Source organism: Rhodoferax sp. (assembly GCF_023700745.1).
Taxonomy (GTDB): Bacteria; Pseudomonadota; Gammaproteobacteria; order Burkholderiales; family Burkholderiaceae_C; genus Rhodoferax.
On sequence record NZ_JAMPYG010000003.1, the window covers coordinates 145,339 to 160,491 of the forward strand.

Annotated in this window: 14 protein-coding genes; 7 read left to right on the forward strand and 7 right to left on the reverse strand. The window is 61.6% G+C overall.

Annotated features, from left to right (window positions below; genetic code table 11):
• Position 1: 1 nt before the first annotated feature.
• From mrdA to NDJ10_RS04545, 4 genes are read right to left on the reverse strand one after another with little or no spacing between them, the layout of a single operon-like run.
• Positions 2-1,993 (reverse strand): penicillin-binding protein 2, encoded by a 1,992-nt coding sequence (mrdA, locus tag NDJ10_RS04530; RefSeq protein WP_296159977.1) that lies wholly within the window; start codon positions 1,991-1,993, stop codon positions 2-4.
• A gap of 33 nt (positions 1,994-2,026) precedes the next feature.
• The gene (gene mreD / locus NDJ10_RS04535) at positions 2,027-2,557 is read right to left on the reverse strand and encodes a rod shape-determining protein MreD (protein ID WP_296159978.1); all 531 of its coding nucleotides are present in this window, start codon (positions 2,555-2,557) and stop codon (positions 2,027-2,029) included.
• On the reverse strand, positions 2,554-3,474 hold the full coding sequence (mreC, locus tag NDJ10_RS04540) for a rod shape-determining protein MreC (protein WP_296159979.1): 921 nt from the start codon (positions 3,472-3,474) through the stop codon (positions 2,554-2,556). The genes mreD and mreC overlap by 4 nt, the downstream gene beginning before the upstream one ends.
• 15 nt (positions 3,475-3,489) lie before the next feature.
• Positions 3,490-4,533 carry a rod shape-determining protein gene (locus NDJ10_RS04545; protein ID WP_296159980.1) on the reverse strand — a complete coding sequence of 348 codons (1,044 nt, stop codon included), beginning with the start codon at positions 4,531-4,533 and terminating at the stop codon, positions 3,490-3,492.
• 197 nt (positions 4,534-4,730) lie between these two features.
• On the opposite strand from NDJ10_RS04545, the gene gatC reads away from it, so the two are divergent.
• From gatC to gatB, 3 genes are read left to right on the forward strand one after another with little or no spacing between them, the layout of a single operon-like run.
• A complete protein-coding gene (gene gatC / locus NDJ10_RS04550) occupies positions 4,731-5,030 on the forward strand; it encodes an Asp-tRNA(Asn)/Glu-tRNA(Gln) amidotransferase subunit GatC (RefSeq protein ID WP_296159981.1) in 300 nt (99 codons plus the stop codon).
• 20 nt (positions 5,031-5,050) lie between these two features.
• Positions 5,051-6,547, forward strand: coding sequence for an Asp-tRNA(Asn)/Glu-tRNA(Gln) amidotransferase subunit GatA (gatA, locus tag NDJ10_RS04555; RefSeq protein WP_296159982.1), 1,497 nt, complete (start codon positions 5,051-5,053; stop codon positions 6,545-6,547).
• Positions 6,548-6,549: 2 nt separating this feature from the next.
• Complete coding sequence (gene gatB, locus NDJ10_RS04560; RefSeq protein WP_296159983.1) at positions 6,550-8,028, forward strand: Asp-tRNA(Asn)/Glu-tRNA(Gln) amidotransferase subunit GatB; 1,479 nt, start codon at positions 6,550-6,552, stop codon at positions 8,026-8,028.
• Between the two features lie 16 nt (positions 8,029-8,044).
• On the opposite strand, the gene NDJ10_RS04565 is transcribed toward gatB, so the two are convergent.
• Entirely contained in the window at positions 8,045-8,731 is a 687-nt protein-coding gene (locus NDJ10_RS04565) for a DUF4124 domain-containing protein (protein WP_296159984.1), read from the reverse strand.
• Complete coding sequence (pyrE, locus tag NDJ10_RS04570) at positions 8,728-9,444, reverse strand: orotate phosphoribosyltransferase (protein ID WP_296159985.1); 717 nt, start codon at positions 9,442-9,444, stop codon at positions 8,728-8,730. The genes NDJ10_RS04565 and pyrE overlap by 4 nt, the downstream gene beginning before the upstream one ends.
• Positions 9,445-9,454: 10 nt before the next feature.
• Between pyrE and NDJ10_RS04575 the strand changes: the two genes are divergently transcribed.
• From NDJ10_RS04575 to NDJ10_RS04590, 4 genes are all read left to right on the forward strand, one after another.
• Positions 9,455-10,246 carry an exodeoxyribonuclease III gene (locus tag NDJ10_RS04575; protein ID WP_296159986.1) on the forward strand — a complete coding sequence of 264 codons (792 nt, stop codon included), beginning with the start codon at positions 9,455-9,457 and terminating at the stop codon, positions 10,244-10,246.
• A 75-nt stretch (positions 10,247-10,321) separates the two neighbouring features.
• A complete protein-coding gene (locus NDJ10_RS04580; RefSeq protein WP_296159987.1) occupies positions 10,322-11,644 on the forward strand; it encodes an AmpG family muropeptide MFS transporter in 1,323 nt (440 codons plus the stop codon).
• Positions 11,645-11,704: 60 nt separating this feature from the next.
• Positions 11,705-12,412: a response regulator transcription factor gene (locus NDJ10_RS04585; RefSeq protein ID WP_296159988.1), complete on the forward strand. Its 708-nt coding sequence runs from the start codon at positions 11,705-11,707 to the stop codon at positions 12,410-12,412.
• A 133-nt stretch (positions 12,413-12,545) separates the two neighbouring features.
• The gene (locus NDJ10_RS04590) at positions 12,546-13,874 is read left to right on the forward strand and encodes an ATP-binding protein (RefSeq protein ID WP_296159989.1); all 1,329 of its coding nucleotides are present in this window, start codon (positions 12,546-12,548) and stop codon (positions 13,872-13,874) included.
• Positions 13,875-14,141: 267 nt separating this feature from the next.
• Here NDJ10_RS04590 and waaF read toward each other — a convergent pair whose 3' ends face one another.
• The gene (waaF, locus tag NDJ10_RS04595; RefSeq protein ID WP_296159990.1) at positions 14,142-15,143 is read right to left on the reverse strand and encodes a lipopolysaccharide heptosyltransferase II; all 1,002 of its coding nucleotides are present in this window, start codon (positions 15,141-15,143) and stop codon (positions 14,142-14,144) included.
• Positions 15,144-15,153: the final 10 nt, after the last annotated feature.

A 15,153-nucleotide genomic window follows, 5' to 3' on the forward strand; every position in this document is an offset into this window, starting at 1 on the left:
CTCAGCGCAGGGGCGCCGAGGCGGCTGCAGGCGCCGGCACGGCAGCTTCCGTGCCGCGCGGCCAAGGCACCTCGGTGGCCAGTCGCGGTTGACCGACCGGCGCAGCCGCCTGTCCTTTGCGCACCAGGTCAAGGTCTTGCTCATTGGGATACTGGCCCAGCAACCAGTAGTCAAAAGCGCGCCGTGCCATCGGGGCGGCGGAAACCGAACCGAAACCGGCGTTTTCCACAATCACGGCAATCGCGATTTTGGGGTCTTCGGCCGGTGCAAAGGCAATATAGAGCGAGTGGTCGCGCTGGCGTTCTTCCATGCGGGCGGCATTGTATTTTTCGTTTTTACCAAGCGATACCGCTTGCGCGGTTCCGGTTTTGCCGCCGCTTGAGTAGCTGGCACCGGCAAATACGCGGCGTGAGGTTCCCTCTTGCGTCACTCCCACCATGGCGCGGCGAATGGTGTCGAGATGTTCGGGTTTGTAGCCCAGATTTTCAGCCGGCGGTGGGGCAATCGGCACACTGGCCTGGGTGCTGGCGTCCTGGGTCGCCAGCACCAGTTGCGGTGGGTGCTTGATGCCATTGTTGGCCAGTATCGCTGTGGCCTGCGCCAGCTGCAGCATGGTGAAACTGTTGTAGCCCTGGCCAATGCCCAGCGAAATGGTTTCGCCGGCGTACCATCTTTGCTGCTCCGGGCGTTTGAAGTAGTTGCGCTTCCAGTCCGTACTGGGTAGCACACCGCGCACCTCGCCGTAGATGTCGATGCCGGTGAGCTGGCCAAAGCCCAGCGGTTTCATGAAGTCGTGCATGGTATCGACACCCAGCTCGTTGGCCAGCGAGTAAAAGTAGACATTGCTTGACTCGACAATGGCACGGTGCATGTCCATGATGCCGCCGCGCTCGTTTTCAGGGCTGCCAAACCGGTGGCCGCCAAACATGAAAAAACCGGGGTCGTTGATCTGCATGCTGGCCGAGCGCTTGCCGGTGCTCAAGGCCGCCAGCGCCATGAAAGGCTTGTAGGTGGAGCCCGGCGGGTAGGTGCCGCGCAGCGCCCGGTTCAGCAAGGGTTTGTCGATCGACTCGTTGAGCCCCTGCCAGCTATCCTGGTCAATGCCTTCAACAAACAGGTTGGGGTCGAAGGTGGGCTTGCTGACAAATGCCAGCACCTCGCCGGATTTGGGATCCAGCGCCACCAGCGCACCCCGGCGCTCGCCAAACATGTCTTCAACGAGTTTTTGCAGCTTGATGTCAATCGACAGCTTGATGGTGTGGCCCGGGGTCGAGGACTGGCTGGACAAGCGCCGGGTGGCGCGGCCACCGGCCGAGGTTTCCATGGCATCAATGCCGGTGATGCCGTGCAGTTGCGCCTCAAAGCTCTGTTCGACGCCGAGCTTGCCGATGTACTCGGTACCGCGGTAATTGGCAGCCCCTTCCGATTCGTCGAGCTTTTCTTTTTCCGAGGTGTTGATGCGCCCGATGTAGCCAATCACATGGCTGGCCAGCTCGCCATACGGATAGCTGCGAAACAACCGCGCCTTGATGTCGACACCGGGAAAACGGTAGCGTTGCACGGCAAAACGGGCCACTTCCTGGTCGGTGAGGCGGCTGCGCAACGGGATCGATTCAAAACTCTTGCCCTCCTCGCGCAGCTTCTTGAAGCGGCGCCGGTCACGCGGCGTGATCTCGACGATTTGCGCCAGATCATCGATGGTTTGCGTCAGATCAGGCACTTTGGCGGGCGTTATTTCCAGTGTATAGGCCGAATAATTGGTGGCCAGCACGATACCGTTGCGGTCCAGAATCAGGCCCCGGTTAGGCACGATGGGCAAAATAGCCGTTCGGTTGTTTTCGGCCTGGGCGCGTAAATCGTCGTGACGCAGCACCTGCAAATAAAAAAGCCGGGCGGCCAGAAGCCCAAAACAGAGCAGCACCACGATACTGGCCACCAGCACCCGCAGGCGAAAGCGGGCGAGCTCAAGTTGAACGTTGCGAATGATCTTCATGCGCGCTTTAACAGGATGACTTCACCAGGGCGTTCACAAGGGCCTGTTGGCATCCGGGTCGGGAGCGCGCTTTTGCGGCAACAGCAACAACACACTGACGACCGGCCACAACAAGGCCTCCAGGACGGGTGCCAGCAGCATCGACCAACCAGGAAAGTCGTCCCCCGCGATCAGGCGGACCAACAGCGTCAGGACATGGGCGACCACAAACAGGGGCAACACCTGGGCCGCTTGCGACGGCACGCTGAACCAGAGCAGGCGGCGATGCAGGGCAATGGCCAGAAAACTCAGGACAGCGTAAGCCAGGGCGTGTTGCCCGAGCAGCGCGCTTTGGTGCACATCCATGGCCAGGCCCAGCGCAAAAGCCGCCGTCATGCCAACCCGCAGCGGCTGGTGGATGGTCCAGAACACCAGCGCCAGCGCCAGCAGGTCGGGGAGCCAGGCCGCGCGTCCAAGCAGGCCCATATTGAGCAGCATGTTGCAGCCCAGGGCGACCAACAGGCTGCTCCAGATGAAGAGCGAACTCGCTGGCAACAGCAATTGCTGGCCACGCGGCATGATCATGGCGGGCTTCCCTTGCTGGTGCGTCCGGTCTCGGCTGGCACTGCCGGTCGGTCCGGCATCCGCTCAACCAGGGGCTGCAGCACCAGCACATGCAGACTGCCGTCAAGGCGGGCAATGGGCTGTGCCGTGATGCGGGCAAAAACCGAGTCGGCGCGGCGTTCGATTTTCAGCACGCGACCCACCTGCAGACCGGGCGGGTAGATGCCATCGACACCGCTGGTGGTCAGCAGGTCACCGGCGGCCATGTCCACATTGGCATCCATGTAGCGCAACTCCAGCGTACCGCTGCTGTAGGTGGTATTGCCGAAAGCCAGTCCACGGGCACCGGTGCGCACGTTGAGCACCGGTATCGCCTGATTCGGGTCGGTGATCAGGGTGACTTCACTCACCATCGGATACACCCGGGTCACCTGGCCCAGAATGCCGGTTTCGTCCAGCACCGGCGCGCCGGCTGCCACCGCCTGCAGAGAGCCCTTGTCGATGATGACTTTGCGGGTATAGGGATCGGCGGCGTCATACAGGACCTGGGCAGCGAGGGCGGGCGTATTGATGCGTTCACGCATCGCCAGCAATTCCCGCAAACGGATGTTTTCGAGCGTGAGTTGTTCCACCTGCTGGGCCCGTTGGGACTGCAGGCCAAGCTGGTATTGCGCCGCCGCCTCCCTGGTCTGGGACTGGGTGAGGGATTCAAAATAGCGGCTGCCACCCTGGCCCCAGACGATCGGGCGCAGCGCCAGCCACTGCACCGGGTATAGCGCCGTGGCGATCACGCTGCGCAGCGGCTGGATCACATGAAAACGCAAATCGGCCACCATCAGCAACAACGCCAGCGCGCTGAAAAAAACAAGCTTGGACAGAGCGGACGGGCCCTGCCTGAAAAATGGCGGAGGTGTGCCGTCCAGCGTACCGAGTGGCATCGCTGTGTGGCCCGTTTATTCGCTGGTAAAAATGGAGCCCAGGCGTTCCATTTGTTCCAGAGCAATGCCGCACCCGCGCACCACGCAGGTCAGCGGGTCTTCGGCCACCAGCACCGGCAGGCCGGTTTCTTCGGCCAGCAGGCGGTCCAGGTCGCGCAGCAGGGCGCCGCCGCCGGTCAGCATCATGCCGCGATCGGCAATGTCGGCACCCAATTCGGGCGGGGTTTGTTCCAGCGCATTCTTGACCGCCGAGACGATGTTGTTGATCGGGTCGGTCAGGGCCTCCAGAATTTCGTTGCTGGAAATGGTGAAACTGCGCGGCACGCCTTCGGAAAGGTTGCGGCCACGCACTTCCATCTCGCGCACTTCGCTGCCCGGAAAGGCCGAACCGATGTTCTTCTTGATGGCTTCCGCAGTGGGTTCACCAATCAGCATGCCGTAGTTGCGGCGGATGTAGTTGATGATGGCGTCGTCAAAACGGTCGCCACCGACACGCACACTGCCCTTGTAGACCATGCCGCCCAACGAAATGACCCCGACCTCGGTGGTGCCGCCGCCAATGTCGACCACCATCGAGCCACTGGCTTCTGACACGGGCAGACCGGCACCAATGGCGGCAGCCATGGGTTCCTCGATCAGGTAAACATCGCTGGCACCGGCACCGAGCGCACTTTCACGGATGGCGCGGCGCTCGACCTGGGTGGAGCCACAAGGCACACAGATGATGATGCGCGGGCTGGGACGAAAGACGGAGCGCGGGTGCACCATCTTGATGAACTGCTTGAGCATCTGCTCGGTCACCGTGAAGTCGGCAATCACGCCATCTTTCATGGGTCGAATGGCTTCGATGTTGCCAGGCACCTTACCCAGCATGGCCTTGGCTTCCTTGCCGACGGCCTGGATCGTTTTTTTGCCTTGCGGTCCGCCTTCGTGGCGAATGGCAACGACCGACGGTTCGTCAAGCACAATGCCCTTGTCGCGCACGTAAATCAGGGTATTGGCAGTGCCAAGATCAATGGCGAGGTCCGTCGAGAAATACTGACGAAATGTTCCAAACATGGATAAGTCCTTTGGGGCACATGGGCGCTTCGGCTCACATGTCGCCGGGTAACGGGTTCAAAATGGGTGTTTTTGGCTAAAGGCCGCGCTGGGGCGCATGGCTGCTCAAGGGATGGATAATAACCTATTGCCTGTGCAAACCCCTGCAAAATGCCTTGTGATCGCTTCCATTTACACCCTGTTTCGATTGAATACCCATGTCACTTTCTACTGCTGATATTGACCGTCTGGCCCATTTGGCCCGCCTGGGCCTGGGCCCGGACGAGCGCACCCGTTTGCGCCCGCAACTCAATGATTTTTTTGGCATTGTGGAAAAAATGCGCGCCGTCGACACGAGCGACATCGTTCCGCTGGCGCATCCGGTCGAGATCATGGGCGATGTCGCGCTGCGCCTGCGCGACGACATCGCCAGCGAGCCCAACCAGCGCGAAGCCAACCAGCGCAATGCGCCAGCACTTGAAAACGGCCTGTTTCTGGTGCCCCGGGTGATTGAATAAACCGCAAAGAATACCTCCCCATGACGCAAATGAACTCTGATCTGCATGATCTGACGGTGGCCCAACTGGCCACGCAATTACGCGAGCGCAAGGTCTCGGCTGTTGAAACTGCCCAGCATTTTCTGACCCGTGCCGCAACACACACCGAACTCGGTGCCTTTCTGGATGTGCAGCCCGAAATCACGCTGGCCCAGGCCCGTGCCGCCGATCAGCGCCTGGCCACCGGCAACGCCGGGCCGCTGACCGGTGTGCCACTGGCGCACAAGGACATCTTTGTCACGCGTGATTTCGCCACCACGGCGGGCTCCAGAATGCTCAAGGGCTACCAGTCGCCGTTTGACGCCACGGTGGTGGCCAGGCTCGGTGCCGGCGTACCAGGCGGCGCCCTAGGCGCGGGGATGGTGACCCTGGGCAAACTCAACTGCGATGAATTCGCCATGGGCTCGGCCAATGAAAACTCGGCTTACGGTCCGGTCAAAAACCCCTGGGACCTGACCTGCACCCCTGGCGGTTCGTCGGGTGGCAGCGCCGCCGCCGTGGCCGCGCGCCTGACGCCGGCCGCCACCGGCACCGATACCGGTGGCTCGATCCGCCAACCGGCGGCGTTCTGTGGTGTCACCGGCATCAAACCCACCTACGGCCGCGCCTCGCGTTATGGCATGGTGGCCTTTGCCTCAAGCCTGGACCAGGCCGGCCCCATGGCGCGCAGCGCCGAAGACTGCGCCCTGCTGCTCAGCGCCATGTGCGGCCCCGACCCCGACCGCGACTCGACTTCGCTCGACGTGCCCTCTGAGGATTTCAGCCGCAACTTGAGCGCCGACCTGGCCGGTCTGCGCATCGGCATCCCGGCTGAGTTTTTTGGCGAGGGTCTGGCCCCCGATGTGCGCGCTGCAGTCGATGCAGCCCTGAAGGAAATGGAACGGCTTGGCGCCAGACTGGTACCCATTTCGCTGCCGCGCACCGAGCTGTCGATTCCGGTGTACTACATCATTGCGCCGGCCGAAGCGTCAAGCAATCTGAGCCGTTTTGACGGCGTCAAGTTCGGCTTTCGGGCCGCCCGGTACACCGATCTCAACGACATGTACCTGCAAACCCGCGACCAGGGTTTTGGCGACGAAGTCAAGCGCCGCATCATGATCGGCACCTATGTGCTCAGCCATGGCTATTACGACGCCTACTACCTGCAAGCACAAAAGATCCGACGCATGATTGCCGACGATTTCCAGCAAGCGTTCCAGTTGTGTGACGTGATTGCCGGCCCGGTCGCGCCCACCGTGGCCTGGAAGCTCGGCGGTCACAGCGACCCTTTGAGTGACTACCTGGCCGACATCTTTACCCTGCCCGCGTCCTTGGCGGGCTTGCCCGGCATGAGCCTGCCGGTCGGCTTGGGCGCCGGCCAGATGCCGGTCGGCATGCAACTGATTGGCACTTACCTGACCGAGTCGCGCCTGCTGAACGTAGCCCACCGCTTCCAGCAAGCCACCGACTGGCATACGGCCAAGCCACAAGGAATTTGAACATGAACACCGCAGTACAAGACAAGAAACCAGCCACTGCTTCCCTGCTGGTCATGGGTTACGAGGTCGTGATCGGCTTCGAAACCCACGCCCAGCTTTCCACCCGCTCCAAGATTTTCAGCCGCGCGCCCACGGCGTTTGGCGCCGAAGCCAATACGCAGGCCTGCGCCGTGGACCTGGCCCTGCCCGGCACCCTGCCGGTGATGAACAAGGGCGCCGTGGAACGCGCCATCGAATTCGGCCTGGCGGTGGGCTCGCACATTGCCGAGCGCAGTGTTTTTGCCCGTAAAAATTATTTCTACCCCGACCTGCCCAAGGGCTACCAGATCAGCCAGTTCGAGATCCCGGTGGTGCAGGGCGGTGCGGTCGAGTTCTACCTCGGTGATGAGAAAAAATCAGTGCGGCTGGTGCGCGCCCACCTGGAGGAAGACGCAGGCAAGTCGCTGCACGAAGACTTCATCGGCCAGACCGGCATCGACCTCAACCGTGCCGGCACGCCGCTGCTGGAAATCGTCACCGAACCCGACATGCGCTCCAGCCTGGAAGCCGTGGCCTACGCCCGCGAACTGCACAAAATTGTGACCTGGATCGGCATTTGCGACGGCAACATGCAGGAAGGCTCATTCCGCTGCGACGCCAATGTGTCGGTGCGCAAACCCGGCCAGCCGCTGGGCACGCGCCGTGAGATCAAGAACCTGAACAGCTTCAAGTTCATGCAACAGGCCATCGACTACGAGATCCGCTGGCAAATCGAAGAACTCGAAGACGGCCGCGCCATTCAGCAGGCCACCGTGCTGTTCAACCCCGACACCGGCGAAACCCGCGCCATGCGCACCAAGGAAGACGCCGCCGATTACCGCTATTTTCCCGACCCCGATCTGCCGCCGCTGGTGATTGCCCCCGAATGGGTGGAACGCGTTCGCGCCGGGATGACCGAGCTGCCGCGTGTGATGGCGCAGCGTTTTGTCACTAACTACGGCCTGCCGGACTACGACGCGACCGCCTTGACGCAAAGCCGCGAGGTGGCTGCGTACTTTGAAGCCGCCACCCAGGCTTGTGGCCAGCCCAAACTGGTGGGCAACTGGATCATGGGCGAGGTTTCGCGCCGGCTCAATCTGGCTGAGGCCGACATCAGCGCCTGCCCGGTCACGCCAAAGCAACTGGCGCAACTGGTCAGTCGCATCCAGGACGGCACTATTTCCAACAACGCCGCACGCCAGGTGTTCGATGCGTTGTGGTCAAACCCTGAGGGCGCGGTTGATGCCATCATCGAGGCCAAGGGCCTGAAACAGATGAACGACACCGGGGCGCTGGAAAAAATCGTTGACACCGTGCTGGCAGCCAACCCGAAGAATGTGGCCGAGTTCCGTGCCGGTAACACCAAGGCGCTCAACGCGCTGGTAGGTCAGATCATGAAAGGCAGCCAGGGCAAGGCCAATCCGCAACAGGTCAACGCCTTGTTGTTGCGAAAACTGGCTTGATGAGCCAAGCCTGGCTTCAGCGCGGCATACTCGCAACGGCCGGCACCGGGTTGGCCTGCCATAGGGGCTCCAAGCGCTGCCGTTCTTCGTCAAAACGTGTATTCACCGCCTGGATTTCCTTGTCCTTCTCGGTCAGAAAACGCTCCTGCTCGGCCAGAGTCTCCGTCACAGCTGCGAGCTGCCGTTGCAACTTGGCCGGCGCCTTGCCTGGATTCCTGGCATAAAACGCCATCTCATCGGTCAGTTTGGTGCGTTCCACCAGCAAATCTTTCTGGCGCGCGGCTGCCACCTGTTTGACAAGCATGACTTGAGCCACGGCATCTTCCCTGGCTTTTTGATGCGCCGTCAGATTGGGGTAGCGAATCAATAACGCCCGATCCATTCTTTTTTCTTCTTCTTTGAGGGCGCGTTCCTTTTGCTCAGCCCTGAGCCTGGCTTCAGACTGGCTTTGCTCGAAAGGTGTCAACACCGGACCAATTCGGGCCTTGACGGTGCCGCTCGGGTTGAGAATGGTCTGCTCGCGGTCATTGCATTCGACAATCGGGCGGTCTGAGGTGAGCTTGCGCCCGCTGGCATCCGTGCAGGTGTAAATCTGGGGCGTGGGCCCGGGCCCGGTCTGGGCGCCTGACGTAGCGGTGAGCACTGCCACGACCAACCCAACTGCGGCTGGACGAAACCAGACGCTGGATGGCCGCGGGGTCATGTGGCCACCTCACGCACACCATAACGTTCACGATAGGCCTGTACCCGCTGGTGGGCATCGGCCAGACCTGGCACCCGGTGTTGTTCCAGGTAATGCATGAGGTCGTCCAGCCGGGCAATGGCACACACTTGCAAGCCCAGTTGCTGTCGCACATATTGCACGGCACTGTGGTTGACATCGAGACCGTTCTCAGTGGCCTTTTCCTGCCGGTCCAGAGCGATCACAACGGCATGGGGTTGAGCCCCGGCCGCCTGGATCAGGGCAATGGATTCGCGCACGGCCGTACCCGCCGACATCACGTCGTCAACAATCAAAACCCGGCCCTGCAACGGGGCACCGACCAGACTGCCGCCTTCGCCATGGTCTTTGGCTTCTTTGCGGTTGTAGGCAAACGGCACGTTGCGGCCCAGCCGCGCCAATTCCACCGTGAGCGCGGCGCCCAGTGGAATGCCCTTGTAGGCCGGGCCAAAAATCATGTCAAATTCAAGTCCGCTGGCGAGCAGACGCTGCGCATAGAATTGCGCCAACCGGCCCAGCTTGGCACCGTCGTCAAACAGGCCGGCATTGAAAAAATAGGGGCTCAGTCGCCCGGCTTTGGTTTTGAATTCACCGAAGCGAAGCACCCCACAATCCACCGCAAACTGGACAAATTCCAGCGCCAGCGCATCCTGGCCTGGCGTCTGTATGGTTTGAGGTTCATAACGCTCTGACATGAAAAAGTCCTTGTTCAAATTAACCAGCCTGAACCTCAACGGCATCCGCTCGGCCTGCAGCAAAGGCCTGCCGGCCTGGATCGCTCGACATGCGCCTGATTGTATTTGTGTACAAGAAATCAAGGCCCAGCACAACGATGTGCAGGGCCGTTTTGAGCAACTGGCCGAACTGCCCGGTTATTTTCATTTTGCCGCAAAAAAAGGCTATTCCGGGGTAGGAATATACAGTCGCCAGCAACCCAGTGAGGTATTGACGGGTTTTGGCGAGCCCGAGTTTGACGCCGAAGGCCGTTATGTGGAATTGCGCTTTGACAGCGCGGCCATCAAACGCTCCATCATCAGCTGTTATTTCCCCAGCGGCTCGTCGGGCGAAGAGCGGCAACAGGCCAAGTTCAGGTTTCTGGCGGCCATCTACCCGCATTTGCAACGCCTGAAAACCGAACGCGAATTTGTACTGTGCGGCGATGTCAACATTGCCCACCAGGAAATTGACCTGAAAAACTGGAAAAGCAATCAGAAAAACTCCGGTTTTCTGCCCGAGGAACGGGCCTGGATGAGCAAGCTGCTCGGCGCGGGCGGCCTGGTGGACGTGTACCGCCAGTTGCACCCCGACACCACCGACGAAGCCTACACCTGGTGGAGCAACCGGGGCCAGGCCTATGCCAAGAACGTCGGCTGGCGGCTGGACTACCACCTGGCGACACCGGGACTTGCTGGCGGCGCACAGTCTGCGGCCATTTACAAAACCGAGAAGTTCTCCGACCACGCACCCATCACGGTTGAATACGACTGGCAGGTTTGAAGCCATGGCTCTGACGCTGGCGGCGCTTACGGGCTGGCTGCTCGCAGCCTGACGGCTTGCGCTTATTATTCCGCCATGACCGTTGCTCCCTCTCCCCCTGCCGTAAAGCCCTCCTGGGTGAACACCTTGCGGGTCTATCTGGAACCGCCAAGCCTGCGCATGCTCATTCTGGGTTTTTCCGCCGGCCTGCCTTTGCTGCTGGTGCTGGGCACCCTGAGCTTTTGGCTGCGTGAGGCCGGCATTGACCGCACCACCATTGGTTACCTGAGCTGGGTCGGGCTGGCCTATGCCTTCAAGTGGCTGTGGGCGCCGCTGGTGGACCGGCTGCCGATCCCGCTGCTGACGCGCTGGCTGGGCCGGCGGCGCAGCTGGTTGCTGCTGTCGCAACTGGCCATCGTCTGGGGGCTGATAGCCATGTCCTTCAATGACCCGCAGGTGGCTCTGACACCGGTGGTGTGGGGCGCGCTGGCGGTGGCATTTGGATCGGCCACGCAGGACATTGCGCTCGATGCCTTTCGCATCGAGTCAGCCGACATCAACCGACAGGCCGCGCTGGCGGCGTCCTACCAGACCGGCTACCGGCTGGCCATGATCTGGGCCGGCGCCGGCGTGTTGTGGATCGCGGCGGGCGCCCAAATCGCCGGACTGACCGGCTATCAGCACGGCGCCTGGCACACCGCTTACCTGGTCATGGCGGCCAGCATGACGCTGGGCATTGTCACCGTGCTGCTGTCGCCCGAGCCGCTGCGTCGCCCCATGCCCGCCGCCAAAAACGCGATGGACTGGCTGCGCGGCGCATTGGTAGAGCCATTTGTCGACTTTTTGGGCCGCTACCAGTGGCAGGCGGCGCTCATTCTGGCGCTGATTGCCGTCTACCGCATCAGTGATGTGGTGATGGGCATCATGGCCAACCCGTTTTATGTCGACATGGGCTACACCAAGGCTGAAGTCGCCACCGTCACCAAGATTTACGGCGTCATCATGACGTTGGCCGGCGCTTTTATTGGCGGCGCCATGGCCATGCGCCTGGGTGTGATGCGGGTGCTGATGCTGGGCGCGGTGCTCAGTGCCGCCAGCAACCTGCTGTTTGCCGCCCTGAGCACGCGCGGCCACGACCTGACCGGGCTCATTTTTGTGATCTCGGCTGACAACCTGGCCGGCGGCATTGCCTCGGCCGCCTTCATTGCCTATCTGTCGAGCCTGACCAACGTCAACTATTCGGCCACCCAGTACGCGCTGTTCAGCTCCATGATGCTGCTGTTGCCCAAATTTATCGCCGGCTATTCAGGCCTGTATGTCGATCATTTTGGCTATGGACACTTTTTCATTGCAACCGCCATGCTGGGTCTGCCGGTGTTGCTGCTGGTGTGGCTGGCAGCCCGTGTGAAACCTGCCTGATTTACCCAACTTTACGCCACCTTCAAACCCTGGATGCGGCTAAACATTAGACTTAAGTCAATGAACCAACACCTGCTGATGATCGAAGACGATGCGCGCCTGGCCAATATGGTGCGCGAGTATCTGGGCCAATCCGGCTTCCAGGTCGCGCATGCCGGTGACGGCCAGATGGGTCTGAGCAGCCTGCAAGCCCAGCCTGCCGATCTGGTTATTCTGGACCTGATGCTGCCCGACATGGATGGCCTGGAAGTGTGCCGGCGCATCCGGGCGCTGCCCGGCACCCTGGCCCAGACGCCCATTTTGATGCTCACCGCCAAGGGCGACCCGATGGACCGCATCGTTGGACTGGAAATGGGCGCGGACGACTACCTGCCCAAACCCTTCGAACCCAGGGAACTGCTGGCACGCATCCGCGCCGTGCTGCGCCGCCATGGTGACGCCCCTGTGCCGAACACCGACCACGTCATGCGCTTTGGCAGCCTGGAAATCGACCGTGATGCGCGCGTAGTCAGCGTGGCCGGCCAGGCCTGTGAGCTGACCTCGTACCAGTTTGACCTGCTGGTAGCGCTGGGTGAACGCGCCGGTCGCGTATTGACGCGCGACCAGATCATGGAAGCGGTGCGCGGGCGTGAACTCGAAGCCTTTGACCGCTCCATCGACGTGCACATGGGGCGCATCCGCGCCGCCATCGAGGTCGATGCCAAAGACCCCAAACGCATCCTGACCGTGCGCGGCGTCGGTTATGTTTTTGCCAGGCAACAAGATTGAAACCTTGCGGGACAGACCGCAGTTACACAAAGTGAATAAGCTCTGTCCCCAACTGATCGTCGGATGTTGGCTGTCCACCTTGCGGGACAGACCGCAGTGACACGAAGTGAACAAGCTCTGTCCTTAACTGACCATGCTCAACAAACTCTACCTTCGCATCTGGCTGGCTGTGGTGCTGGCCGTGGCGGTGCTCATCCTGCTGGTAGGCTGGGCCTGGCGGCTGGCGGCCGAACCTCCCCTGCGTGATGTCGAGGTGCGCAACCAAGCCGGCCAGGTCATTGGCAAAGGGCGTTCACGCGCGCTTTCTGGCGAAGACAACTTTGGTCCTCAACGCCAGGATCTGCAAGGCTTCGGCATGTTGCACCGCTTTGAACTCATGCCCATGCCACCCCCGGCAGACCTGTCTGAGCCAGATGGACCGACAGACCCAAACCGGCCCAGAACCCATCCCGGCAAAATCAACCCGGCCCGTGGCGGACCGGAGTTTTTAGTGCGCATGCACGACGGGCAGACCATGCGCATGCACCTGTTGCGCGCGCCACCTTCGTTCTGGAGCCGCCCGCCTTTTGGTTTTGCCTGGATGCTGGTGTGGGTCGGCCTGGCCGTGGCCTTGGCCACCTACCCGATTGTGCGCACCCTCACACGCCGGCTGGAGCGCCTGCAAGACGGTGTGCAGCAATGGGGCGAAGGTGATTTATCGACCCGCGTACCAGAAAACGGCGAAGACGAAGTGGCTTTTCTGGCCAGGCGCTTCAACCAGGCCGCCGAGCGCGTGGAAATGCTGGTCCACTCCCACGAGGCGCTGCTGGCCTCGCAGAAATCACTGCTGGCCAATGCCTCGCACGAATTGCGCTCGCCGTTGACACGCATTCGCATGGGGCTGGAACTGATGGGCGCAGGCACGTCACCGGCGTTCAAGGCCGAAGTTTCCCGCAACATCAACGAACTGGACCAATTGATCGAAGAGATTCTTCTGGCCAGCCGCCTCGATGCCCGCGAGGCGGACCTGGGCACCATCGAGTCGGTGGACCTGATCGGCCTGGCCGCCGAGGAATGCGCCCGTGTCGATGCCGAGCTTGATCTGCCGCCAGAATTGCAAACGGGCGCGGCCACCGCTGAGCTGGCGGTTCCAGGCATCAGCAAACTGCTGCGTCGCGCCGTACGCAACCTGCTGGAAAACGCACGCCGTTATGGTGCCGGCGAGATCCACCTGGGCCTGAGCCAGACGGACAGCCATGTGGTGATCCGGGTTTCGGACCATGGCCCCGGCGTTCCTGCGGCATTGCGGGAGCGGATTTTTGAGCCCTTTTATCGCCTGCCTGGCGCCACCGAACGCGATGGCGGCGTGGGCCTGGGCCTGGCCCTGGTCAAAGCCATTGCCCAGCGCCATGGTGGCCGGGTCGTGTGCGAGGACCGGCCCGGTGGCGGCGCAACCTTTGTGCTTGAGCTGCCCAAAAGATAGACGTCGCCGCCGACATCGGGAAGGCATCAAAAATCGGCCTCGCTCCCCCCCAATTGGGGGATTCCTGGGTCACCCCATGTCCGCTATAGTTGACCCAACTGCTGTCACAGTCATGAAGCACAGACCTTAGTCAGCATCCTTGATTGTCTTGGGTGCAGCCTCTGGATTCGTGAAGTTTCCAACGACGTTCCTCCCACAGAGGAACTTTTACAAGCCACCTTCGGGTGGCTTTTTTTTGGCAAGACACCTTCGCCCGGGGCAAAACCACTACAGCAAGGCGCTGACCCGGGTCGGCAGAATGTCGTTGAGGCAGCGCGTGTGACCCAGCGGGCAGACCCGCTCAAAACACGGTGCACAGTCCAGTGGCGGCTGGTAGGCGGCGTCGGTCTTGAGCCATAACACCGTGGCCAGAGCATTCAGCGGAGGCGTATGCAGCGGACTGCTGGAGCCAAAAATAGCCACCTGCCTGACACCAAAACCAGCCGCGACATGCATCAGGCCGGAGTCATTGCTCACGATGCTTTTGCATGCCGCAATCACTGCCAGCGCTTGCGCCAGCGTGGTCTTTCCTGCCAGATTGAGGCAGTGCCCCGGACGCCGGACATTGACCGGATCGGCAATGCTGGCACACAGCCCGGCCTCCTTGCCCGAGCCCAACAGCACGACAGGTGCATCGAGTTGTTCTGCCAGCGCGGCAAAGTGGGTAGCCGGCCAGCGTTTGGCTTCGCCGAACTCGGCACCCGGCGCAAACACGTGATAACCCATCTGCGTCAGGCTCAAGGCGTGCAAGGCGGTATCGACGTCCAGCTTTGACAGATGCAACTGCGGCCGGTCGGCCGCCACATCCGCTGCCCCGCTCAAGGCTGAATAAAACGCCACCATCGGCGGGCGCTGTCCCTTGGGCGGATTGCTCAGGCGCTGCGTCAACAATCCGAAGCGCGCCTCGCCCAGATAACCGATCCGCGTGGGAATGCCCGCCATCCAAGGCAGCAGTGCACTTTTGAGTGAGTTGGGGCAGATGGTGGCACAGTCGAACCGGCCTTTGATCTGCCGGGCCAGATGCCAGCGTTCGCGCCATTGCAGGCCACCGTGGGCAAACGGAAATTCAATGACTTCCGCCACCTGCGGCATGGCCCGGTACACCGGTGCCACCCAGGGCAGCGCCCCCACGGTAAGCTGTTCACCGCGCGCGTGCAAACGCCGCAACAGCGGCTCGGTCATCACCGCGTCGCCGATCCATTGCGGTGCAATGATGAGTGAGCGGCTCAATTCAGGTGAA